The 24226-nt window shown below is 61.0% G+C and carries 20 protein-coding genes; 11 read left to right on the forward strand and 9 right to left on the reverse strand.

All coding sequences use genetic code 11. The features are described from left to right. Window positions 1–99: 99 nt before the first annotated feature. From ACWF6P_RS26795 to ACWF6P_RS26805, 3 genes are read left to right on the forward strand one after another with little or no spacing between them, the layout of a single operon-like run. Window positions 100–984 carry an ABC transporter substrate-binding protein gene (locus ACWF6P_RS26795; RefSeq protein WP_452623101.1) on the forward strand — a complete coding sequence of 295 codons (885 nt, stop codon included), beginning with the start codon at window positions 100–102 and terminating at the stop codon, window positions 982–984. Then, window positions 984–1940 carry an amino acid ABC transporter permease gene (locus ACWF6P_RS26800; RefSeq protein WP_378449760.1) on the forward strand — a complete coding sequence of 319 codons (957 nt, stop codon included), beginning with the start codon at window positions 984–986 and terminating at the stop codon, window positions 1938–1940. The genes ACWF6P_RS26795 and ACWF6P_RS26800 overlap by 1 nt, the downstream gene beginning before the upstream one ends. Then, the gene (locus tag ACWF6P_RS26805) at window positions 1937–2698 is read left to right on the forward strand and encodes an amino acid ABC transporter ATP-binding protein (protein ID WP_003944053.1); all 762 of its coding nucleotides are present in this window, start codon (window positions 1937–1939) and stop codon (window positions 2696–2698) included. Before ACWF6P_RS26800 ends, ACWF6P_RS26805 begins: the two co-directional genes overlap by 4 nt. Window positions 2699–2701: 3 nt before the next feature. Here the strand turns inward: ACWF6P_RS26805 and ACWF6P_RS26810 are convergent, their stop codons facing one another. Then, a complete protein-coding gene (locus ACWF6P_RS26810) occupies window positions 2702–3547 on the reverse strand; it encodes a class I SAM-dependent methyltransferase (protein ID WP_378449759.1) in 846 nt (281 codons plus the stop codon). Window positions 3548–3901: 354 nt separating this feature from the next. Here ACWF6P_RS26810 and rpsA point away from each other — a divergent pair, with 354 nt between their 5' ends. Next, complete coding sequence (gene rpsA / locus ACWF6P_RS26815) at window positions 3902–5389, forward strand: 30S ribosomal protein S1 (protein ID WP_230813265.1); 1488 nt, start codon at window positions 3902–3904, stop codon at window positions 5387–5389. A 174-nt stretch (window positions 5390–5563) separates the two neighbouring features. Here rpsA and ACWF6P_RS26820 read toward each other — a convergent pair whose 3' ends face one another. Then, on the reverse strand, window positions 5564–5779 hold the full coding sequence (locus ACWF6P_RS26820) for a hypothetical protein (RefSeq protein ID WP_003944056.1): 216 nt from the start codon (window positions 5777–5779) through the stop codon (window positions 5564–5566). Between the two features lie 159 nt (window positions 5780–5938). Here ACWF6P_RS26820 and coaE point away from each other — a divergent pair, with 159 nt between their 5' ends. After that, window positions 5939–7153, forward strand: coding sequence for a dephospho-CoA kinase (coaE, locus tag ACWF6P_RS26825; protein ID WP_452623102.1), 1215 nt, complete (start codon window positions 5939–5941; stop codon window positions 7151–7153). A 4-nt stretch (window positions 7154–7157) separates the two neighbouring features. Here the strand turns inward: coaE and ACWF6P_RS26830 are convergent, their stop codons facing one another. After that, a complete protein-coding gene (locus tag ACWF6P_RS26830; RefSeq protein ID WP_452623103.1) occupies window positions 7158–7676 on the reverse strand; it encodes a DUF402 domain-containing protein in 519 nt (172 codons plus the stop codon). Window positions 7677–7762: 86 nt separating this feature from the next. Between ACWF6P_RS26830 and uvrB the strand changes: the two genes are divergently transcribed. From uvrB to ACWF6P_RS26845, 3 genes are all read left to right on the forward strand, one after another. Further along, window positions 7763–9925 (forward strand): excinuclease ABC subunit UvrB, encoded by a 2163-nt coding sequence (uvrB, locus tag ACWF6P_RS26835; RefSeq protein ID WP_019748629.1) that lies wholly within the window; start codon window positions 7763–7765, stop codon window positions 9923–9925. A 45-nt stretch (window positions 9926–9970) separates the two neighbouring features. Beyond that, complete coding sequence (locus ACWF6P_RS26840) at window positions 9971–10846, forward strand: SCO6745 family protein (RefSeq protein ID WP_452623104.1); 876 nt, start codon at window positions 9971–9973, stop codon at window positions 10844–10846. 188 nt (window positions 10847–11034) lie between these two features. Then, complete coding sequence (locus tag ACWF6P_RS26845) at window positions 11035–11487, forward strand: universal stress protein (RefSeq protein ID WP_019748627.1); 453 nt, start codon at window positions 11035–11037, stop codon at window positions 11485–11487. 1 nt (window position 11488) lies between these two features. On the opposite strand, the gene ACWF6P_RS26850 is transcribed toward ACWF6P_RS26845, so the two are convergent. From ACWF6P_RS26850 to ACWF6P_RS26865, 4 genes are all read right to left on the reverse strand, one after another. Continuing rightward, on the reverse strand, window positions 11489–11896 hold the full coding sequence (locus ACWF6P_RS26850; RefSeq protein ID WP_452623123.1) for a hypothetical protein: 408 nt from the start codon (window positions 11894–11896) through the stop codon (window positions 11489–11491). A gap of 137 nt (window positions 11897–12033) precedes the next feature. Further along, a complete protein-coding gene (locus ACWF6P_RS26855) occupies window positions 12034–14316 on the reverse strand; it encodes a HelD family protein (protein ID WP_452623105.1) in 2283 nt (760 codons plus the stop codon). 132 nt (window positions 14317–14448) lie between these two features. Next, a complete protein-coding gene (locus ACWF6P_RS26860) occupies window positions 14449–15381 on the reverse strand; it encodes a DoxX family protein (RefSeq protein WP_378548105.1) in 933 nt (310 codons plus the stop codon). 765 nt (window positions 15382–16146) lie between these two features. After that, complete coding sequence (locus ACWF6P_RS26865) at window positions 16147–16863, reverse strand: HNH endonuclease (protein WP_452623106.1); 717 nt, start codon at window positions 16861–16863, stop codon at window positions 16147–16149. 190 nt (window positions 16864–17053) lie between these two features. Here ACWF6P_RS26865 and ACWF6P_RS26870 point away from each other — a divergent pair, with 190 nt between their 5' ends. Continuing rightward, window positions 17054–18169, forward strand: coding sequence for a pentapeptide repeat-containing protein (locus ACWF6P_RS26870; protein WP_452623107.1), 1116 nt, complete (start codon window positions 17054–17056; stop codon window positions 18167–18169). Window positions 18170–18546: 377 nt separating this feature from the next. Further along, a complete protein-coding gene (locus tag ACWF6P_RS26875) occupies window positions 18547–19011 on the forward strand; it encodes a hypothetical protein (protein ID WP_452623108.1) in 465 nt (154 codons plus the stop codon). A gap of 212 nt (window positions 19012–19223) precedes the next feature. On the opposite strand, the gene ACWF6P_RS26880 is transcribed toward ACWF6P_RS26875, so the two are convergent. After that, complete coding sequence (locus ACWF6P_RS26880; RefSeq protein ID WP_452623109.1) at window positions 19224–19781, reverse strand: hypothetical protein; 558 nt, start codon at window positions 19779–19781, stop codon at window positions 19224–19226. Window positions 19782–20372: 591 nt separating this feature from the next. Then, complete coding sequence (locus tag ACWF6P_RS26885) at window positions 20373–21059, reverse strand: MBL fold metallo-hydrolase (protein WP_452623110.1); 687 nt, start codon at window positions 21057–21059, stop codon at window positions 20373–20375. Between the two features lie 174 nt (window positions 21060–21233). Here ACWF6P_RS26885 and uvrA point away from each other — a divergent pair, with 174 nt between their 5' ends. After that, window positions 21234–24194: an excinuclease ABC subunit UvrA gene (uvrA, locus tag ACWF6P_RS26890; RefSeq protein ID WP_452623124.1), complete on the forward strand. Its 2961-nt coding sequence runs from the start codon at window positions 21234–21236 to the stop codon at window positions 24192–24194. The last annotated feature ends 32 nt before the right edge of the window (window positions 24195–24226 follow it).

The following is a 24226-nucleotide window of genomic DNA, read 5'->3' on the forward strand; positions in this document are numbered from 1 at the left end:
TGCGGCGATCGACGAGTGGAGAGCAGAGTCGTGGTCGGTGAAAACGCACGGGCACCAAGGCCACGTGGCTGGGGTAGTGGCATGGGGAGTGGTGGGGGAATGCGTGCCAACCTGGTGCGAGTCCTGTTGGTGGGCTTGATCGTCGCTCTGTGCGGTGGGTGCGTCACCAACAACGAGGGTCTCGTTCCCGAAGGACCTCCACTCGATATCCAGAAGGTGCCGGAAATCGCTGCTCTCCTGCCGCCCAAGGTGACGGAGTCGGGCAAGCTGCAGGTCGGGGTGAACATTCCGTACGCCCCAAACGAATTCAAAGATGAGAATGGCAATATCGTCGGCTTCGACGTCGACGTCATGAACGCAGTGGCGACCGTGCTCGGGGTCGAAGCTGTCTTCAACCAAGCCGACTTCGACAAGATCATCCCCGCCATCCAGTCGGGAAGCTACGACCTCGGCATGTCTTCGTTCACCGACACCAAGGAGCGGGAGAAGACGGTCGACTTCGTCACGTACTACAGCGCGGGTATCCAGTGGGCGCAACGTCCGGACAATCCCGTCGATCCCAACAGTGCGTGCGGATTGCGGGTTGCGGTGCAGACCACAACCACCGAGGACATCGACGAAGTACCTGCCAAGAGCGATGCGTGCGTTGCCGCGGGCAAGCCGCCGATCGACAAGATCAAGTACGACAGCCAGGACGATGCGGCCAATGCTCTCATCCTGGGTCGAGTCGACGCGTTGTCTGCGGATTCACCGGTGACCGGCTACGCGATCAAACGGAGCAAGGGGCGGATGGAAGCTGCGGGTGAGCCTTTTGATTCCGCGCCGTACGGTTGGCCGATCGTGAAGGGTTCCGCCCTTGGACCCGCCCTGCAGCAGGCAATGCAGTACCTGATCGACAACGGCGTCTATCAACAGATCGCGCAGACCTGGAGTGTCGAGGCCGGCGTCATCGAAGTATCCAAGATCAACGGCGCGGAGAGCTGATGAACATGACAACAACTGAGACTGGCGAGCCTGCGCCGATCAAGGCGATTCCACTGCGTAGACCGGGGCGGTGGGTCGCAGCAGTCGTGGTGCTGGTTCTGGTGGGGCTCTTTCTCTATGGTTCAGCGACCAACGAACAGTTCGGCTGGGCGACCTACCGTCAGTACCTCTTCGACGCTCGAATTTCGAAGGCGGCCTGGGTCACCATCCAACTGACTGTCTTGTCGATGGCGGCGGCGATCCTTCTGGGCATCGTCCTCGCGGTAATGCGGCTGTCGCCGAACCCGGTGTTGAAGTCCGCTGCCTGGGTGTATTTGTGGGTCTTCCGCGGTACACCCGTCTACGTCCAGCTTGTCTTCTGGGGTCTCTTCCCGTCCATATACAAGAGCATCGATCTCGGTGTTCCGTTCGTCCACCAGTTCGTGCACTTCGACATGCAAGATCTCCAGGCGGCATTCCTCTTCGCGGTCATCGGACTCGCATTGAACGAGGCGGCGTACATGGCCGAGATCGTCCGTGCAGGTATCGCCTCGGTCAACGAAGGTCAAACCGAAGCGTCAGTGGCTTTGGGAATGACGTGGGGTCAGACGATGCGGCGAACGGTCCTTCCGCAGGCGATGCGGGTGATCATCCCACCGACCGGCAATGAATTGATCAGCTTGCTCAAGACGACTTCACTGGTGACAGCCGTGCCGCTGAGTACCGAACTCTACGGGCGTGCGAGAGACATATCCGGTGCAAATTTCGAGCCGATCCCTCTCTTGATGGTCGCGGTTACGTGGTACCTCGCAATGACCAGTGTCCTCATGGTGGGCCAGTACTACGTCGAACGCCACTATTCGAAAGGGTCGACGAGGACGCTCACCACTCGCCAACTTCAGGCACTCGCCGACGCGCAGGGCAAAGAAACGGTAGTGGAGACACTCCCGGATATTCCAGGAGGAGAACGCAGATGACACCGATGGTGAAGGCAGACCGAGTCTGTAAGAACTTCGGCGCGCTCGAGGTTCTCAAAGGGGTCTCACTCGAAATCGACCCTGGCCAAGTTCTGTGCCTTGTCGGACCGTCAGGGTCGGGCAAGTCGACGTTCCTGCGCTGTATCAATCACCTCGAGCAGGTCAACGCCGGCCGTCTGTACGTCGACGGCGACCTGGTGGGCTACTCGGAGAAGAACGGCAAGCTGTACGAACTCCACCCGCGAGCAGCGGCCAAACAACGCCGCGACATCGGGATGGTGTTTCAGCACTTCAACCTGTTCCCGCACCGCACCGCTCTCGAGAACATCATCGAAGCGCCGACGCAGGTCAAGCGCGTCAGCAAGAAGAAGGCCGTCGAAAGAGCGAAGGACCTCCTCGATCAGGTCGGGTTGAGCGCCAAAGCCAACGCGTACCCGGCCCAGTTGTCTGGCGGTCAGCAGCAGAGAGTTGCCATCGCCCGCGCTCTCGCGATGGACCCCAAGCTGATGCTGTTCGACGAGCCGACGTCCGCGCTCGACCCCGAACTGGTCGGTGAAGTTCTCACCGTGATGAAGCAGTTGGCCAAAGAGGGCATGACGATGGTGGTCGTCACCCACGAGATGGGTTTCGCCCGCGAGGTCGCAGATCAGTTGGTGTTCATGGACGGCGGAGTTGTGGTCGAGGCAGGCGAGCCCCGCGAACTCCTGGCCAATCCGCAGCACGATCGGACCAAGGCGTTCCTGTCGAAACTGCTGTAGCCGTCAGGGTTTGACGGCGCTGAAAATTGCAGTGCCCGGAAAGAGTTGGCCGCGGAGGGGACTCCACTGTCCCCATTCGCGGTCCAACCACTCCGGCCATTCGGGCTCGATGATGTCGCGGATCTGAAGTCCGGCCGCGACGATCTCACGGACCCGGTCACCGATGGTTCGGTGATGCTCGACGTAGGTGGGGACTCCGTTGTCGTCGACCTCGACGTACGGGGTGCGGTCGAAGTAGGGGAGCGTTGCCGTCAATCCCTTGGGCCCGGGATCGTCGGGGAAGATCCATCGAATCGGATGGTTGACCGCGAAGACCCACGATCCGCCGGGACGCAGAACTCGGGCGACCTCGTTCATGACCCGTTGTGAATCGGCCACGAACGGGACGGCTCCGAACGCCGAACAGACGATGTCGAAACTCTCGTCGGCAAACGGCAGGAGTTCGGCACTCGCCTGAATCAACGGGACTGCCGGTCCGCCGGCCTTCATTGCGTCCTGTCCGCGCGCGAGCATCCCCATCGAGATGTCGAGGCCGACGGCCCGAGCGCCGTGTCCGGCGAGCCACCGGGCACAGGGAGCCGAGCCGCAACCGACCTCCAAAATATCTTTGTCGACTATGTCGCCCAGCAAGTGATGATCGCCCTCGTGCAGTCCTTCGGGGCACCAGACGAATTCACCTTCTGCGCTGTTCACGCCCAGAAACTCGCCGTGGGTTCTGTGGTAATCGTCGGCGTCGGCGTCCCACCACGCGCGGCTGGCGCGGTCGCTTGCACTCGAATCGACACGGACCCGGCCGACACCGCTGGTACCGAGAATGGAATTGGCGGCGGCATGGCGCTCGTCAGACATGAACAACACAGTAGAACGGGTGACTCGGCCGCAGGGTACCCGGGTTTGCCCGGCAAGATAGCCGACGCGTAGTCTTACCCACGCGAGTGTCTGTCATCCGACCGATTGTCTATACGAGGTCTTTACCAAGATCATCTTGGCCAGGATCTCGGAGTCAGTCGGAACGAGAGAGCTCGCGGTGCGGTTCTGCGGTGTGGAATGTGATCCGGTATTCGGTTGTTCGTTATTGATGCAGCTGGGTACATAGATCTAGTACTTCCAAAAAAGTACTTCCAACATTTGTACGCCACAGTTGCGCATCTCGTCCGACAAAATCCATCAACCGACCACAACTCGTCCGGAGCAATTCAACATATGCCCTCCACAACCGTCACCTCGCCGCAGGTTGCCATTAACGACATTGGCTCCGCCGAGGACTTCCTCGCCGCCATCGATGCCACGATCAAGTACTTCAACGATGGTGACATCGTCGAAGGAACCATCGTCAAGGTCGACCGCGACGAGGTTCTGCTCGACATCGGTTACAAGACCGAAGGCGTCATCCCTTCTCGTGAGCTCTCCATCAAGCACGACGTCGACCCCAACGAGGTCGTCTCCGTGGGAGATGCGGTCGAGGCTCTCGTCCTCACCAAGGAGGACAAAGAAGGTCGACTGATCCTGTCGAAGAAGCGCGCTCAGTACGAGCGTGCCTGGGGCACCATCGAGGAGCTCAAGGAGAAGGACGAGGCCGTCAAGGGCACCGTCATCGAGGTCGTCAAGGGCGGCCTCATCCTTGACATCGGTCTTCGTGGCTTCCTCCCCGCTTCGCTCGTCGAAATGCGTCGCGTCCGCGACCTCCAGCCGTACGTCGGCAAGGAGATCGAGGCCAAGATCATCGAGCTCGACAAGAACCGCAACAACGTGGTCCTGTCGCGCCGCGCATGGCTCGAGCAGACTCAGTCCGAGGTTCGCAGCGAATTCCTGCACCAGCTCCAGAAGGGCCAGGTCCGCAAGGGCGTCGTGTCCTCCATCGTCAACTTCGGTGCATTCGTGGACCTGGGCGGCGTAGACGGTCTGGTTCACGTTTCCGAGCTGTCTTGGAAGCACATCGATCACCCGTCCGAGGTTGTAGAGGTCGGCACCGAGGTCACCGTCGAGGTTCTCGACGTCGACCTGGACCGCGAGCGCGTCTCCCTGTCGCTCAAGGCAACGCAGGAAGATCCGTGGCGTCAGTTCGCCCGCACGCACGCCATCGGTCAGATCGTGCCCGGCAAGGTCACGAAGCTGGTTCCGTTCGGTGCATTCGTGCGCGTCGAAGAGGGAATCGAAGGCCTCGTTCACATCTCGGAGCTCGCTGAGCGCCACGTCGAGGTTCCGGACCAGGTTGTCGGCGTCGGCGACGATGCACTCGTCAAGGTCATCGACATCGACCTCGAGCGTCGTCGTATCTCGCTGTCGCTGAAGCAGGCCAACGAGGATTACAACGCCGAGTTCGATCCGTCCAAGTACGGCATGGCCGACTCGTACGACGATCAGGGCAACTACATCTTCCCCGAGGGCTTCGATCCCGAGACCAACGAATGGCTCGAGGGCTTCGACAAGCAGCGTGAAGAGTGGGAGAACCGCTACGCCGAGGCTGAGCGTCGCCACAAGATGCATACCACTCAGATGGAGAAGACTGCTGCAGACGAGGCCGCTGAGGCTGCCACCGCTGCTGCCGGCTACTCCTCGGAGACGGCTGCTGCAGACGACACCGAGGCTCCGGCTGCTGCCGGCTCCGCTCCGGCCGAGTCTGCTGGCGGATCGCTTGCCAGCGATGCACAGCTCGCCGCACTTCGCGAGAAGCTGTCGGGCAACGCATAAGGATTACCGCTTGATCTGATCAAGCGAGATCTGTGAAGAACCCCGCACCTGCACTTGCAGGGGCGGGGTTCTTTCTCTGTCAGGTGTCACTTGTCGGCGGAAGATTGCGTGAGTGAACACAAAAATGACCGGCACCGAATGGTTGCCGGTCATTTTGTATTTCGTGAAGAGAACTCAGTTTGCGGGAGCAGGCACCCAATAGGTGGCGGTGGCTTCGGCTGTGCGCTTACGCATCGATGCGAAGCTGTGTCGGCCTTGGCTCACGAGCATCGTGAACCACGTACGACGGTGCTCTGCCAGGGCAAAAGCAACTTCGGGAAACTCTATGCAGTGCACGCCGTTCGGCATTCCGAGGCGGTGCTGACCGTGATGGTCGCGATCTGCTCGCATGGCGTCCACTTTCTCGAGAAGTTGCAGGTACAGGTGCGTTCGCTAGAACATAACCGCACGGTCACCGAAATTGTGGTATTTGAGCCTCGAAGGCCTCGGCGTGTTCGATCCGTAGGCGTGTCTGAATCTCTCGGGCGCGGAGATGAGAGACTGTCGAGTGTGTTGAGAGTAGGCCTCACTGGAGGCATCGGAGCCGGTAAGTCGACAGTGTCGAAAATCCTCAGCGAACTGGGAGCCGTCATCGTCGATGCCGACTTGATCGCCCGAGAAGTGGTCGAGCCCGGTACTCCTGGACTTGCCGCTCTGGTCGATGCATTCGGCGACGGGATTCTGTCCGAGGACGGCAGCCTCAACCGCCCCGCGTTGGCGTCGTTGGCGTTTGCCGACGACACGTCACGCGGAACTCTGAACGGCATCCTTCACCCACTGATCGGTGCGCGGACGATGGAGCAGATCTCGTCCGCGCCGTCGGATGCAGTGCTCGTTCAAGACATTCCGCTCTTGGTCGAGGGTTCCATGGCGCCGGCATTCAACCTGGTCGTCATCGTCTACGTCGACGAGGAGGAGCGAGTTCGACGCCTGGTGGGCTCACGCGGTATGCCGGAATCCGACGCGCGTGCGCGCATCGCAGCGCAGGCAAGTGACGATCAGCGTCGTGCTGTTGCCGACGTGGGGCTCGACAACAGCGGCGAGCCGGGTTCACTTGACGACGTGGTCCGCGACCTGTGGGCGAATCGACTTGTTCCCTTCGAGAAGAACCTCCGCGAGGGCACGGTGGTGCGCGCGCTTCCCGAGCTGACTCCAGCTGACCCGTCGTGGCCGGCGCAGGCGGAACGAATCATCGGCCGGTTGTCACTGGCGGCCGGTGACCGCGCGCGCCGTATCGATCACATCGGATCGACCGCAGTGCCTGGTCTTGATGCCAAGGACGTGATCGACATTCAGATCACTGTCGAGCACCTCGGCGTTGCCGACGACCTCGCGCAGGATCTGGCCGCTGCCGGGTTCCCCCGGATCGAGCACATCGTCGCTGACGACCCGAAACCGTCGTACCTCGGTGGCGAGACCGATCCGGCGGTGTGGGCGAAGCGAATTCACGGAAGCGCCGATCCGGGGCGCCGCGCGAACATCCACATTCGGGTGGACGGTTGGCCGGGTCAGCAGTTCGCGATCCTCTTCCGTGACTGGCTTCGCGCCGACGCATCGGCGCGTGCCGAGTACACCGAACTCAAGGTCAAGGCGGCTGCGAGCGCTGCCGGCATCGACGACTACGCCTTAGCGATCGACGCCTATCTGGGGGTCAAGACCCCGTGGTTCGACGCCGCATTCCACCGTGCGTGGGAATGGGCCGAGAAATCAGGCTGGTCCCTCTAACGGCTCAGCCCCACGTGACCGGCATGCCCAACGAGTCCAGCCAGGCGTCGAGGTTGTGACCGTGGGCGGCGATACCGTCGATGGCTCGGGCAGCGTTCAGCATTGCGCGCTCGGACGTCTTCGGGTCCAGGATGCCGGCGGTGTTTGCCTCGAGTAACTCGTCGACGTCGAGCAATTCGATGCTGTGTCCGGTCTGCACGATCAGGTCGAGGTAGTGGTCCTCGGATGTCCAGACCTGGTCGCTGCGAGTGAAGTCACCGATGTCGACGTAGATATCCCAGTCTCGGGCGTGCTCAGGGGTGAAGTGGAAAATCGATGCCCGAATTCCGAGTTCGGGAATGATCCAGGACTCGAGATAGTGAAACTGGGGATGGTCGGCGTGGCGCGCCATGTACAGCCCCCACGGTTCTTCGCGGTAGTGCTCGACCGGGCGAACGAAACCCTTGGGATCGACGTTGGTACGAGCTGCGATGTCGAAGGTTTCGACCTTCGGCCGGTGAATGTGGGGACGTTCCTCGCTCATGGTCGAAGAACCTACCGCCGAAGTGCATTTTCAGCTGAATGCGGACGAGCAGGCATTGTGTCGGTGGGTGCGCTTACCCTGGTTTCATGGCGTTTGCTTCCGAACATCCCGTGGTCGCGCATTCCGAGTTTCGTCCGGTTGGTGACATCGAGCGCTCAGACGCGCGCTTCGAGGTCGTCAGTCCGTACGAACCGGCAGGCGATCAGCCGGCGGCTATCGCCGAGCTGGAAAAACGGATCAACGAGGGGGAGAAGGACGTTGTCCTCCTCGGTGCGACCGGTACCGGTAAGTCCGCGACCACAGCGTGGTTGATCGAAAAGTTGCAACGCCCCGCTCTGGTGATGGCTCCGAACAAGACTCTGGCTGCTCAGCTCGCGAATGAGCTTCGGGAAATGCTTCCCAACAATGCGGTCGAGTACTTCGTCTCGTACTACGACTACTACCAACCCGAGGCGTACATCGCCCAGACCGACACCTACATCGAGAAGGATTCGTCGGTCAACGACGACGTGGAGCGACTGCGCCACTCGGCGACGTCCAGTCTTCTGTCACGACGGGACGTGGTCGTGGTGGCCTCGGTGTCGTGCATCTACGGCCTCGGTACGCCGCAGTCGTACCTCGATCGCTCGATTCAGCTCGACGTCGGTGTCGAGGTACCGCGCGATGCGTTCCTGCGTCTACTCGTCGATGTCCAGTACAACCGCAACGACATGGCGTTCACGCGAGGTTCGTTCCGCGTGCGCGGCGACACGGTCGAGATCATTCCGTCCTACGAAGAGTTGGCGGTACGCATCGAATTCTTCGGTGACGAGATCGAAGCGCTGTACTACCTGCATCCACTGACCGGTGACATCGTTCGTCAGGTCGACACGGTCCGTATCTTTCCGGCGACGCACTACGTCGCCGGCCCTGAACGCATGGAGCGTGCGGCCAAGGACATCGAGGCAGAACTCGAAGAGCGGCTCGCCGAACTCGAGGGCAAGGGCAAGCTTCTCGAAGCTCAGCGTCTGCGCATGCGAACGCAGTACGACCTCGAGATGATCAAGCAGGTCGGGTTCTGCTCCGGCATCGAGAACTACTCGCGCCACATCGACGGCCGTGGTCCTGGAACTGCCCCCGCAACCCTGATCGACTACTTCCCCGAAGATTTCCTTCTGGTCATCGACGAGTCGCACGTGACCGTCCCGCAGATCGGCGCCATGTACGAAGGCGATATGTCGCGCAAGCGCAACCTGGTCGAATTCGGATTCCGGCTACCGTCGGCCACCGACAACCGCCCTCTGACGTGGGAAGAATTCAGTAAGCGGATCGGTCAGACCGTCTACCTGTCGGCAACCCCCGGCAAGTACGAGTTGGGTCAGTCCGGCGGTGAGTTCGTCGAGCAGGTGATTCGCCCGACCGGATTGATCGACCCCGAGGTCATCGTCAAACCCACCAAGGGGCAGATCGACGATCTCGTCCACGAGATCCGTGAGCGCGCCGAACGCGACGAGCGCGTGCTGGTGACGACTCTGACCAAGAAGATGTCGGAAGACCTGACCGACTACCTTCTCGAACTCGGTATTCGCGTCCGGTATCTGCACTCGGATATCGATACGCTCCGGCGAGTCGAGCTGCTCCGGCAGCTCCGCCTGGGGGAGTACGACGTGCTGGTCGGCATCAACCTCCTGCGTGAGGGACTCGACCTTCCCGAGGTGTCGCTGGTCGCGATCCTCGATGCCGACAAGGAAGGCTTCCTCCGTAGCTCCACCAGCCTCATTCAGACGATTGGTCGAGCGGCTCGAAATGTGTCCGGCCAAGTACACATGTATGCGGACAAGATCACCGCATCCATGGCGCAGGCGATCGAGGAAACCGAGCGACGGCGCGAGAAGCAGGTCGCCTACAACGAGAAGATGGGCGTCGACCCACAACCGCTACGCAAGAAGATCGCGGACATTCTCGATCAGGTGTACGAGGAGGCAGAGGACACTGCGGCGTCCGTGGACGTCGGTGGTTCAGGTCGCAACGCGACGCGTGGTCGGCGCGCGCAGGGTGAGGCCGGTCGCGCGGTCAGTGCCGGTGTGTACGAGGGGCGCGACACCAAGTCGATGCCTCGCGCCGAATTGGCAGATCTGGTCAAGGAACTCACCGATCAGATGATGAATGCTGCACGCGACCTTCAGTTCGAGTTGGCTGGGCGATTGCGAGACGAAATCTCGGATTTGAAGAAGGAACTTCGAGGGATGGACGCCGCAGGCCTCAAGTAGGTCGCCGCGCGCGCGTTCGTGCTCGCGCCCGCTACGGTTTCAGGTATGGATGCACAGACTGCAGGCAAGACCGCGCGGACTCTCGAACTTCTTCACTCGCTGGCGTACTTCGTGCCGGAGACGGAGAAGGAACTTGTCGGCGTCGGGTTGGAGCCTGGCCGAATGGTGTACTTCGCGGGGCGGTCAGCGCCGCTCGGCGCTCCACCCGCGACTGTCGTCACGGCCACCTTCTTCAACTTCAATCCTGAATTGATCGCCAGTGTCATTCCGCGTGCCTGGGAATTGGCAAGGCCCGCAGAGGTTGTCGCGGCGCGGTATCGGGCAATCGACGCGGCTTACGTTCGTCTGTTCGGTGCAGATGTGACGGGGTCGGCGGACATGGCCGAGGCCGCCGAACTCGTGTCGATCGCGGCTCAGAACATTCCCGGAGTCGACGGCCGCTCCCTGTACGCGGGCTGGGCGTCGCTCGACTGGCCGACCGAACCGCACCTGCGTTTCTGGCATGCGCTGACACTGCTGCGTGAGTATCGCGGCGACGGCCACATTGCGGCCCTTCAGACTGCGGGATTGAACGGACTGGACGCGTTGATCACGCACACAGCCACGGGAATCGGTTTTCAGCGTAAGTTCGCACAGACTCGCCGCGGGTGGTCGCAGGAACAGTGGGACGAGGCAGTGGAGAGCCTGAAGGATCGTGAACTGCTCGACCGTTCGTCCGGTGCGCTGACCGAGGACGGGCAGGAACTGCGCGACGTCGTCGAAGACCTGACGGACGATCTTGCCCTGGCCCCGTGGGATGCGCTTGGAGAAGAAGGTGCCAAGCGATTGCTGGAATTGGCGACGCCATGGCGTGCTGCCCTGGTCGAGCAGGAAGTTTTCCCGGCGGCGCTGTTCGGGCCTCGCTTCGGCAAACTTCGCTGATCGGTCACTGTAGGACAATTGTGTCTGTGACTGATGATCACATTCACTGTGAGCTTGTGGCGTGTACTGCAAATAACACTATCCGCGGCACAATCCCGCTAATGTCAGCGCAGCGGTTGTCGAGCGGGCGCAACAGCGTTGCGCCCGGTGCCGGCCGTACCGTCCGTCCCGTAACCATGGAGGAATGAATGAGTGCCTACCGGACCGTTGTCGTAGGAACCGATGGCTCCGAGTCGTCACTGAAGGCAGTCGACAGAGCTGCCGCCATCGCCAGTGGCTCGGACGCTCAGCTTGTCATCGCGTGTGCGTACTACCCGGCTGATCCCAAGGACGTGAGCGCTGCCGCTGACGCATTGGGTAACGAGGCCTACCAGGTCACCGGTTCCGCTCCGACCTACGAGATCCTTCGTACGGCGCGAGAGCGTGCACACGCCCAGGGCGCCAAGGACGTTGTCGAACGCGCCATCGTCGGCGCTCCCGTCGAATCGCTTCTTGCTTTGCTCGACGAGGTCAAGGGCGATTTGCTCGTCGTCGGAAATCGCGGATTGAACACTCTGACCGGGCGTCTGCTCGGTTCGGTGCCTTCCGATGCCGCGCGCAAGGCGACGTCCGACGTTCTGATCGTGCACACCGTTCGTTGATTTACCGGCAGTAGTCGGCCTCGGCCGCATCGACGAACACTTCAGCCAGCTGATCAACGCTGGGAAGTGGCGTCGATGCGGCCGAGCCGTTTCCGCTCGTGATCACCGGTTCGCTCGCTCCATTGAGTGATACCTGCCGCAGATTCGCGATGATCGTCCCTCGATCCGTGCCGGCCGCGAGCTGCTGGCAGACGCCGTCACCGAGCGCCTGCAACATGTCGTCGGAAAACGCGGGGTTCACCCCGGACGACGCGATCGCCGCTCGCAGACGTTCGGCGTCGTCCACCGGGGTTTCTGTGGGTGCGGCAGCAACAGCAGCGATGTCGTCGCTGCCTGCAGCTGCCGTCGAACTCGAATCGTCTTTTGAACAACCTGCGGTCACCGCTGCCAGCATCCCGACACCGATCATCACGCGACAGATTTTGCGGATGGGTGCGGCGGAACTTGCGGGCAGGCCAAGCACGAGGGGTCATTCCTTCAGTCGTCGACACAAATCGGAGTGACACCACCATTCGTGGTGTCACGCACGAACCTACTCCGTGAGGCTCACGAATCGAAGGCCAACTCTGCGGCCTCGACGCCGTCGAGAACCGCGGGGAGCGACTCGATGTGAATGATGCCGAGCCTCTGGGTAGCTCGGGTCAACGCGACGTAGAGGTCGTTCATTCCCCGGGGTGACTCGTCGAGAATGTCGGCGGGTTCGACTATCAACACGGTGTCGAACTCGAGCCCCTTGACGTCCTTGACCGACAGGACGCTCACGGTCTCACTCGCAAGGCCCGCCAGATCGGCAACAACCCCGGAGCCGGCGATCACGGCGGTGATCCCGGGATGTGACTCGGACTCGATGCAGCGGCGCACGGTCGATTCCAATTCTTCGGCCGTGGTCTTGAGCGCCCAAGGCGCGAATCCGCTGTCGCGCACCGACCGGGGCACCGACTGCTCCGGGTCGATCTCTTCGAGCACGCGGTGAGCGACATCCATGATCTCCGACGGAGTTCGGTAGTTCACGGTCAGTTCGGTGAGCTTCCAGCGCTTGGCGACGTAAGGCTCGAGGATCGTCTGCCAGGACGAGGTTCCCGCAGGATCACCGGTCTGGGCCGTATCGCCGACCAACGTCATCCACCGATTCGGTATGCGCCGCATCAGCATTCGCCACGCCATCTCGGAGAGCTCTTGGGCTTCGTCGACAATCACGTGACCGTAGGTCCAGGTTCGGTCGCCGGCAGCGCGCTCCGCCGTGGTCTGGCGCTGGCCTTGATCGTGGCGCTGGGCGAGTTGGCTGGCGTCGATCAAGTCGTACGCCATCAGGATCTCCGGATCCATCTCGTCCTCGAGGTCCTGTGGTGCGGAGCCGGTGAGGATGTCGAGAGCACCCTGGGCGTCGGCGATCTGTGCGCGCCATTCGCGTTGTGCGCGTTCGCGTTCGGCGGCATCGTCGACGCCGAGGATCTCGGCGAGTTCGTCGAGAAGGGGAGCGTCGGCCGCACTGAATCCTGGCCCGACGCTCTGCAGAAGCTCGTCGCGTTGTCCGTCGTCGAGTTGCGGCGCTGCCTTGGCCAACCTCGCCGGAGACGTCCACAGTTCCGCGAGGATTTGCTGCGGCGACAATTCTGGCCAGAGCTTTCCGATGGCGGACATGATGTCGGAGTCCTCGCGCATCTCGTCGCGAATGTCGGCGATGTCGTCCCGGCTGAGGAGTGAGCCGCCGTCGACGAGGTTTCCGCCGATGAGTTCGGCCATCTGCAGCGCCAACGCCTCGATGACCGCTGCTACGAAGATCGGGCGCGCCAGGTTGTGTGGGCGACGCGACGATCGAGCCCGACCGCGCGCCTTCGTGACGGTTTTGCGATCCAGCTTCAAGTCGTACGTGTCGAATCGCAGGGTGATCGGCTTGGACGGAACTTCCTGTCGATCCCGGACGGCGTTCTTGAGCACGTCGAGAATCGCGAGCGAACCCTTGATCTCACCGGCGGCGAGGGAATCGGTACGTGTTGCGCGCACTCCGGGGTACAGGTCACCAATCGTCGAGAGCAGGACGCCGGTCTCACCGAGTGAAGGGAGGACCTGGCTGATGTAGTCGAGGAAGGTCGCGTTCGGCCCGATGATGAGAACGCCGGCCTTGGCCAGCTGCTGACGGTACGTGTAGAGCAGGAAGGCGGCACGGTGAAGTGCGACAGCTGTTTTGCCGGTACCCGGACCGCCCTGGACCACCAGAACGCTCTTGTGTTCGGAGCGGATGATGGCATCCTGCTCGCTCTGGATGGTCTCGACGATGTCGTTCATCTGGCCCGTACGTGCTGCGTTCAGAGCATCCAGGAGTGCGCTCTCACCGGCGACGCCGCCGGCTTCGGTGACTACTCCGGCGGCGCGGGCTGCATCGAGGTCCAGGTATTCGTCGTTGATGCCCGTAACCGTGCGGCTACGGCTGCGAATATGACGTCGCCGTTTCACACCTTCAGGTGCCGCCGGCGTCGCCAGATAGAACGGCCGTGCCATCGGGGCACGCCAGTCGAGGAGCAGCGTTTCGTAGTCGTTGTCGGTGTCCAGAATTCCGAGTCGGCCGACGTAGCGTCGCTCGTCGTCGAAGTCGATGCGTCCGAAACACATTCCGTTCTCGGCTGCGTCGTACTTGGCGAGATCCTCGGTGTACATGGCATTGAAGGATTCGCGTTCACTGCGTGCCTGCGGGGTGCCGCCGGTCTCGAGGAGAACCGTGCTCAAGCGTGTTTGGGCATACTTTCGAAGATCGTCGAGACGGGAGTACAGCATCGTCACGTACTGCTGCTCGAGCTCTTGCTCGTTCAGTGACGGGTCCGCGTCGGGCAAAGGATCTCCTAGGCTTGATGAGAAATTCATGCGCTGCAAAAGCGCCAAGACAGTCTAGTTCCCCCAGATGAACTGCCGCATAGATACAGGTCAGGCCACCCGAAGGTGGCCTGACCGTGATTTTCGGTGCACTCAGTGCGTCAATTCATCCTTCTTGGCGCGAGCCTTTTCGAGCGCCTTCTCGGCACGCTTGCGAGCCCGCTTACCCAACACCTCGGTCTGTTCCGACGCCGTCTCTGCCCACTCGTTGCTCTTCTCGAGCGCGAGTTCGGCGAACTCGGAGCTGCGCTTGCTCGCCAGCTCGGCCAGTTCGGCGCTGCGCTCGCGTGCGGTCTCGGCCAGTTCGGAGCCGCGCTTCTGCGCGACTTCGAGGATGTCCGGGCCGCGCTCCTTGGCGACCTCGCTGAATTCAGCGGCACGCTTGCTCGCGATCTCCGCGAACTCGGAACCACGCCCCTTGGCGAGTTCGAGCCAATCCGTTCCGTGTGCCTTCGCGGTTTCGGCAAGTTCGGAACCGCGCTCGGATGCCACCGACAAAGCATGTTCGACGCGATCGCTCGTGTGATCGGTCTGCGATGCGACCAATGGAAGCGCCGCGGCGATAGACGCCTGTGCCTTCCTCGCGGCGCGGCGGCCACGCCAGCCGAGCGACGGCTTGCCCTCGGTGTCGACGGACGCGATCATCAGTCCGCCGAGCAAGCTGACGTTCTTGATGAAGTTGGTGCGCTGCATCGCTCGCAGTGACGGATCGGTTTCGTTCCAGAAGTCGTGGCCGGCCAGTGTGGTGGGCACCAGGCTTCCGGCGAGGACCAACGACGCGAGCCGCGGAGCCTTGCCCGTGGCGAGCAGGGCACCGCCACCGATCTGGACCGCGGCGTTGATCTTGACGAGTGTTTCCGGATCAGCAGGCACCTTCTGCGTCACTGCTCCTGGCAGCGTCTCGACGGATTTGTCGATCAGGGGTGACGCTTTGGCTGCTCGCTGAGCGGGGTTGCGCAAAGCATCGATTCCCCCGGCGATGAAGATCGTGGAAAGCAGTGGACGAGCAATTCGACGTACCAGCATGTTTCAAGCCTCCCGATGTAGGTTCGTTTTCCACCCTAGCGATCTCACAAGGAATTGGTCCGGTTCGGCGATCCCGCGACGCCTGACCCGGTTGACGGATTCCTGGTCGCCGAAGTGCGTTGTCCTGCGTCGATGACTTCGTCGTGGGTTCGGACAACTCGCTCGGAAGTATCCGTTACCGCGTATCCGCCCACGGCGTGTTCGTGGTTTGCCACAAGGAGCTGGCGGGTGACGGGCACAAGCGAGGCAAGTCGCTGACTCTCTCGAATTGTTGCTGGACTGCATTCGCGAGCGCCTTGTAGGTAGCCGGCACCGACGAGGTACGCCCGTCACTGCGCAGCATCATGGTGATCTTCGCGGCACCGGCGAGCCCGTGCTTCGATGCACACACGGCGTACAGCCATCGCGGCCGGAACCGCCCAGCGGTTGAGCGGCCTTGAGGCCAGGAATGGACCCACTGTGGCGCAGTCCTGACGGCAGGAGGAGGCACTGGGTTCGTGTTCACGACCGGTGCTCCGCGATGAGGTGCCGGTCATGTGAGTCGAACTTGCCGCGGTTGCACGCTCTGCAGGATGGGTGGCAGTTCTCCACGCTATGGTGGCCGCCCGCGGCGACCTGGACTCGCTGGTCGATGCACTCGAATGGGCCGCCACAGTCGGCACAGGAAGACCCCCAACGAGCGATTGGATCAGCCCAGAGTTGATCCCCACTTTCGTAGCTCTCCGGCCACCTGGGAGCCAAGGGTATGGGTGCGGCCTTGTTCAGTCATGCCTGAGCCGCAACCCGAACGATTCCGCGCAGCTCCTCGGGCGTTCTCCACGTCTGTCCGCGGTGCAGCATCACGTGACAATTGGCGCAGACGAGAACCAGATCGTCCAGGGAATTCCTGACCTCGCCGGAGGCGTGTAGCGGGACCACGTGGTGAACGTGGATATAGCCCTCGCCGAGCGGCCCGTAGGTGCCCTTGAAGCTGAACGAGCACACCTCACAGATTAGTGAATCCGATTGCGCCATAGCTTGTTTGATCTTGAGGGCGCGGAGTTTTGGGTCGCGCTCGCGGGTGCGGATCAGGCGATGGATGACCCGGCCCTCGATCGAGGTTGGGTCGGGATCGATCGGTGCGCCCACTGCTTCCTCGATGTCTCGCCCAAGGTTCGCGGCTGTTCGAAGCTCATTAGCGGCGTAATGGTAACGGGCCGGATCGGAGAGGTAAGCGAGGACAACATCGGCAGTTGTGCGGCCTCCTTTGGTTCGAGCACCGATGTAGTCCGGGTGCGCAGTCATGACGTCGGTAGTCTTCCGGGAAACTCCATTCGGATTACGGAAATCGGGGTCCGAGTGAAGTACGTCGCCGGTCGCTTGTGCGCGAAGGAACCCCGATAGTGCGATCACCTGACTGTCGCCGGGGCGAAGTTCCTTCCAGTTGTTCTCGGCCACGAGGTCACACGCGAGCAGAATTTCATCCCACTGCCATTTCGCCATGTGAACACCCTATGCAGGGATCGAGTCGACATATCTGGACAGGGTCCGTGGAAGGTTCGGGTGCGCATGGGTCCCGAGTGCAACTGCTCGTGTCCAGCGCGGCTTCGCACGATCCCCTGGGATTCTTGAGTTGCCAAGGGGATAGCCCGATGTCGGGCACCTGGCGTGCGCGCTTTGCCATACTGTCGCGATGGAGAACCTGGCTAGATGGGCGCTGGGCGTCGCGGTGGTGTCACTCGGAGTATCGACGTTCGTCCTATGCTCCACCAGAGGACGGCGTCGGCGTCGGGTATCAAGCGGACTTCAGATGTGGTTCTGGATTTCCTGCCTTGTGGCAGCAACGTCAGCTCTTTCCTTGGCCGTGTTGGTCGGGGCAGCGCTGCATTGGGACTGGGTCGCCGGTCGAGTTGGCGGTGTGCTGGCTCCGCTCGGAGCGATGGTGGCCGCGGCGATCGCGTCAGCTGGTGCTGCTCGGACCCTGATGGCTCAGAGCGAGATCGCACAAAAGAACAGGGTCGAAGACGCAGAATCGCTTCTGTGGACGCGGTTCGAGAAGGCGGCCCAACAGCTCGCAAGTTCTGAACACTTCTCGATCCGCACCGCTGGGGTGTACACGCTGGTCGGCCTTGCCGACGACTGGCTTCATCATCACAGGCGGTTGATTGAGTTGGGTGTTGAGGGGCGTGTTGAGGTGGCCGAGTGCGAGACGATCGTCGACATTTTATGTGCCTACCTCCGCCAGAACACACACCTGGTCTCGCCCTCGCCAGCCGTCTTGAACATTGAGGCCGGTGAACGGGTCGTCAACGAGGCAATCATTGCGCAGTTCTGTAGTCATATGAGGCAGGCGCAGGCCGCAAAACCAGGAGGTACGGCACCCGTTTCTGCGGTGCCGGCCGGATTGTGGGCCGGACGTGGACTGGTGCTGAATCTATACGGCGCGGACTTGTCCAAATCGCTTTGGTCCAAGGTAGACATGCGGCTAGCGGTATTGAGGCACGCGAATCTGAACGACGCCGACCTCTCGGGGGCCGATCTGTCTGGTAGTGATGTTCAAAGGTCAGATTTGCGCAATGCCGATCTGGGGAAGACTGACATGCACGGCGCTATTTTGCGATGTGTGGATTTATCGGCCGCGGACTTACGCTGGGCGGATCTCCGTAAGGCGGATCTACGTGGCGCTCTATTGAATGCTGCCAAGCTTGAAAATGTAATTTACGACGCGGGTACGCGGTGGCCGGATGCAACATTTAGCCCACCGAGTTTATCGTGGGAGATCCCCGTAGGGATGGCGCACAAGCGATGAGCCAGACGAGTCCGCAGCAAGCACACGGTGTCAGAGAGGGGATGAGTACTGCAAGGCGCTGACGACATCCAGAGCGCTGAAATGTGCAACGATGGGCCGTCGCGAATTGAGTACTCGTCGTTGCAGGAAGCAGTGACCCGGCAGATCAGATGAATTCCAGTCTAGTTCGGAGTGTCAACGACTTCTCTCGTTGACTGCAGGCCAAACCCGGGGGTATTGGGGTTTTACGTTGTGACCGAAGTGAGCCCGTCAGCAGAGGTCGATACGATCCAACGGAAGACCGTCGAGACCTTGACGAGTGGCTTGCCGTTTTCCTGATCGGATCCTCGGCATCCGCTAGTTGGATCCGGTACGTCCGGTACTAGACACTGCAGGCCGTGATGGCAACAGAACTACTTGCATGGGCAGGTGCGATCGGGGCTGAAGGTGCAGTATTCGTGGGGATCCCCGGTGCTCTATTCGCGATCAAGGAGTGGCGCAAGGAACCGTTTGTTCTCACGCCCGAAAAGATCGGCATCGCACACCTGGTCCGAATACAGAAGAAGCCCATGCAGATCAAAGGCACCTTTGTGTTCGGCCACTCGCCTGTCCATCCCACCTATAATGTCGGGACCTCGCAGAAACGAGTCCTCCGTCGCAATCAGCGGTTGGTGCTTGATGTGCGTTCAATCCCCGCTGGTGATGTGGTCACTGTGCACTACAGGAAGCTCGGCAGGCGGGATGTTGAGCTCGACAAGAAGATCACCGAGAGTCGCGAATTGCGTGTCAAACGGAACGCCCAGCGATACCGACTGGCCGACAATCACGACGCATGGGAGCAGTCGCACGGGTACATCGTCTAGCGGCAGGACAGTAGTGTGGTGCAGCAATTGTGCCGTCCTCTGCTCGGCCGCCCAACTCCGCGGAGCAGTTGAGCGTCGTAGTACCCGGTTCATGCCAATGGTCGATATCGTGTAGGCCTTATGGAGCAGTGGATGGCATTACTCGCGAAGTTGCGGCTGGTCTTCCTCCCGGAGACTTTTCGGATGCCGTGAATTGGCCTCGATGGAGTAACCTACGTCGAACCGAAATCCATTACTCTTCGCCAGTTTGTGATGTACAGGATCGAAGCGGCCCGTGCTTCCTTGCGACCTAAACCTTCCGCTCGAAATGTATTAATCATTGTTTTCTGGAATATTTTCTCCCAGATAGGTCCGAAACCGGTGGCAGGTAGTTCAATATTTATTCGTGGTCTGCCCTGCGTGGAAGATGGAGTGTCGCCGAGGACGCCATTCTGCAGCTGAAACATTCCAGCCTGCAGGATGTTGTCGATCGCGCCAGCGTGGAGTGGAAGTTCGAACTCAATAACGAACTCAAGGCCAATTGGTCGTTCGAATTTCAGGTTCAGCAGAACTTGATCATTACTGCCGAGGACCGTGGACCACTGTAAAACACAGTCGCCGGCCGGTAGGTGTTCGTGCACTCGAATCAGCTCGTTCACATCGTTGCGATCGCTGCAATCGACCATGATTATCGGAACGACCGCACCGCCGGCGACGTACATGTTGGCGATCCCAGCAGTGGCCGTCGCACGGAGAATCTTGGCGGGATCAAGTCGCTGCGGGATTCTCATGGTGTGAGCCTTTGTTCGTGTACCACCTTCGTCGAGAATTCGATCTTGTTTTGGAAGGTGTCAGTTAGCCTGACTGTCAGATCTCGCACTGTATGACCATCCAAAACAGCGTTCGCAAATGCGAAATGTATTGATCCTTCGATGGACGAGCCGGATCCAATCTCGGTAGGAAAAGTCAGGTCAATATTTCCCTCTGAGTTCAGTGACGTACTACGAACTTTAAGGGTAATTGGGCGCTCTCTGCCTCCGTACTTGATAATTAACTCCGCTTCACTTACCGAGTTGGCACTTTCGGATGGGTTTTTGATGTTCACCTTGAATGCATAATCTCGCTCGGAGGGACCCACGAAACAGGAGCTTTCGAGGTACGTGACTCTAAGCCCCGGAGACTTGCGAGCAGATTGGGCTTTCGACCACCGAAGCGCCTGACGGGCAGTTAGAGCACTGGTGAACGCGAATCCGGCGCTCAGGACTGCCACGATCAGCGCAAGTGCGCTTATTTTGACTGCGGGTTGTTGGGATGCGAACCAATCAATCAACCCGGTCACTGTCGTCCTCCGCTTGGGTCGTTGGTTTGCTCCCGCAATTGCCCTACCAACCCCGTTCCTTCCATTCAGCAAGGGACGGGCGTTCGGCTCCGAGCGTGGTGTCCTTCCCATGCCCGGGGTAGATGACGGTGTCGTCGCCGTACACGTCGAAAATCTTGGTCGCCACGTCGTGGAAGAGGGATTCGAACTCCTCCGGTTTTGTTGTCCGTCCAAGACCACCGGGGAAGAGTGAATCACCGGTAAAAAGGTGAACCTGCCCGCTCGGTTCGGTGAGAGCCAGTGCAATGGAGCCGGGCGTGTGGCCGGACAGGTGAATGACGTCGAGGCTCAAGTTGCCAACGGTCACCTTGTCGCCGTCTTCGAGGAGAACGTCCGGGGTGACGGGAAGGACATCCGCATCGAGGGGGTGAGCGGCGGTCGGCGCCTTCGTGGCGGCGTGGACGTCCTGCAAGGCCAGCCAGTGATCGCCGTGCTGGTGGGTGGTGACGATGGAATCGAAAACAGGTGCTTCCTGTTCGATGAGCGTGATGATCTTCTCGGCTTCGTTGGCCGCATCGATCAGGAGAGATTTCCCGGTCGTGGAACAGACGACGAGGTAAGTGTTGTTGTCCATGGGGCCGACCGACATCTTCGTGATGACGGCGCCTTCGACTGTGCGCCGCTGAGGGGCAGAATCGGGGGAGACCTGACCGGTGTAGGAGTCGTCGATCACGATGGGCTGATTCGTCATGAATCGCAGGCTACCTTCGAATAGGGGCAGGTAGAGCGATGGGCTCGCTTGGTGAGATAAACGTGTCGGTGGCTCGGCCTACGATGACGATCGCTCGAGGACTCGCGTTTGCGAGGCCGCTCGAGACTTCTCCGGGGGGACGGCCCCAGATGATTGACAATGAAGGGAATTGGTGTGGCGGATCGCCTGATCGTGCGGGGTGCGCGTGAGCACAATCTGCGAGGAGTCGATCTCGACCTCCCGCGAGACAGCCTGATCGTCTTCACCGGGTTGTCGGGCTCCGGCAAGTCCAGCCTCGCCTTCGACACGATCTTCGCCGAAGGTCAGCGCCGCTACGTCGAGTCGCTCTCGGCATACGCGCGTCAGTTCCTCGGTCAGATGGATAAGCCGGACGTGGATTTCATCGAAGGACTGTCTCCTGCGGTGTCGATCGACCAGAAGTCGACCAACCGCAACCCGCGTTCGACGGTGGGCACCATCACCGAGGTCTACGACTACCTCCGACTCCTCTATGCCCGCGCAGGTTCAGCGCACTGCCCGGTGTGTGGTGAGAAGATCGCACGTCAGACGCCCCAGCAGATCGTCGATCAGGTGCTCGAGATGGACGAGGGCATCAAGTTCCAGGTACTCGCACCGGTGGTTCGTACACGCAAGGGCGAGTTCGTCGATCTCTTCGATCAGCTCAACACCCAGGGCTATTCGCGAGTGCGCGTCGACGGTGTGGTCCATTCGCTCGCAGATCCGCCGAAGCTCAAGAAGCAGGAAAAGCACGACATCGAAGTTGTTGTCGACCGCTTGCAGGTCAAGGCGAGCTCGAAGCAGCGCCTGACCGATTCGGTCGAGACCGCCCTTCGATTGGCCGAAGGCATCGTCGTCCTCGACTTCGTCGACCGCGAGGAAAATGCACCTGATCGAGAGCGTCGTTTCTCTGAGAAGCTGGCCTGCCCGAATGGCCACGCTCTTGCCATAGACGATCTCGAACCGCGCTCGTTTTCCTTCAACTCGCCCTACGGTGCCTGCCCCGAATGCACCGGTCTCGGTATCCGCAAGGAGGTCGACCCGGATCTGGTGGTTCCCGATCCCGACCTGAGTCTCGAAGACGGAGCAATCGCGCCGTGGTCGATGGGCCAGAGTTCGGAGTACTTCGGACGTTTGCTGTCCGGCCTCGGCGACATCCTCGGTTTCGACATGAAAACGCCGTGGAACAAGTTGCCGGCGAAGGCCCGCAAAGCGATCCTCGAAGGTAGTGAGGAGCAGGTTCACGTCCGGTACAAAAATCGGTACGGCCGTACCCGTTCTTATTACGCCGAGTTCGAAGGTGTGATGCCGTTCCTGCACCGCCGCCTGGAACAGACTGAGTCCGATCAGATGAAGGAACGCTACGACGGGTACATGCGCGACACCCCGTGCCCGGCGTGTGGTGGAGCTCGCCTGCGCCCGGAAATCCTGTCAGTAACTATCGCGGCTGGAGATTTCGGCAGTAAGTCCATCGCCGAGGTCTGTGAACTCTCCATCTCGGACTGCGCGGACTTCCTCAACAGCCTCACTCTCGGTTCGCGCGAAGAGGCCATTGCGGGTCAGGTCCTCAAGGAAGTTCAGGCGCGCCTCGGGTTCCTGCTCGACGTCGGCCTTGAATACCTGTCTCTCTCGCGTGCTGCGGGCACGTTGTCCGGTGGCGAAGCCCAGCGAATCCGCTTGGCAACGCAGATCGGATCCGGACTCGTCGGCGTGCTGTACGTCCTCGACGAGCCGTCCATCGGCCTGCATCAGCGCGACAACCGGCGACTGATCGAAACTCTGACGCGTCTGCGTGACCTCGGCAACACATTGATCGTGGTCGAGCATGACGAAGACACCATCCGTACATCTGACTGGGTGGTCGACATCGGACCGTACGCCGGCGAGCACGGCGGCAAGGTCGTCCACAGTGGGCCGTACGAAGAACTGCTGACGTGTGAAGAGTCCCTGACCGGCGCCTACCTGTCGGGTCGCAGCTTCATTGAGGTTCCGGCCATTCGTCGGCCGGTGGACCGCAAGCGTCAGGTCACGGTCGTCGGAGCTCGCGAGCACAATCTCGACGGCATCGACGTGAGCTTCCCGCTGGGCGTTCTCACCGCTGTCACCGGTGTCTCCGGTTCGGGTAAGTCGACGTTGGTCAACGACATTCTCGCGACCGTCATGGCGAACAAGCTCAACGGTGCACGCCAGGTGCCCGGCCGTCACACACGAATCAACGGTCTCGATCAGCTGGACAAGCTCGTGCAGGTCGATCAGTCTCCGATCGGCCGGACTCCGCGATCGAATGCGGCGACGTACACCGGTGTGTTCGACAAGATCCGAACCCTCTTCGCAGCCACCACGGAAGCGAAGGTCCGCGGATACCAGCCTGGTCGGTTCTCGTTCAACGTCAAGGGCGGACGCTGTGAGGCGTGCTCCGGCGACGGAACGCTGAAGATCGAGATGAACTTCTTGCCGGACGTCTACGTGCCGTGCGAGGTGTGCCACGGCGCTCGGTACAACCGCGAAACGCTCGAGGTCCACTACAAGGGCAAGTCGATCGCCGAGGTTCTCGACATGCCGATCGAGGAAGCAGCCGAGTTCTTCCAACCGGTCACCTCCATTCACCGGTACCTCAAGACTCTGGTCGACGTCGGTCTGGGCTACGTTCGACTGGGTCAGCCGGCTCCCACCCTGTCCGGTGGTGAGGCACAACGCGTCAAGCTCGCCGCCGAACTGCAGAAACGGTCGACCGGCCGGACCGTGTACATCCTCGACGAGCCCACCACGGGTCTGCATTTCGAGGACATCCGCAAGCTCTTGATCGTGATCAACGGTCTGGTCGAAAAGGGCAACAGCGTGATCGTGATCGAGCACAACCTCGACGTGATCAAGACGTCGGACTGGGTCGTCGACATGGGACCCGAAGGTGGATCCGGCGGCGGAACCGTTGTGGCGCAAGGTACTCCGGAAGACGTGGCCGCGGTCCCCGAGAGCTATACGGGCAAGTTCCTCAGTGAAGTTCTCACCGCGCAGCACGCACCGGTCAAGGCCAAGCCGATCACCAAGAAGCGCGCAACGAAGGCAGTTGCAGCTAAGAAGGCTGCGCCACGGAAGAAAGCTGCTTCCGTGAGCTAGCAGAAGTCGGTCAGTGATGCCGGGTCGGAATC

It is taken from the genome of Rhodococcus sp. NPDC055024 (genome assembly GCF_053608585.1).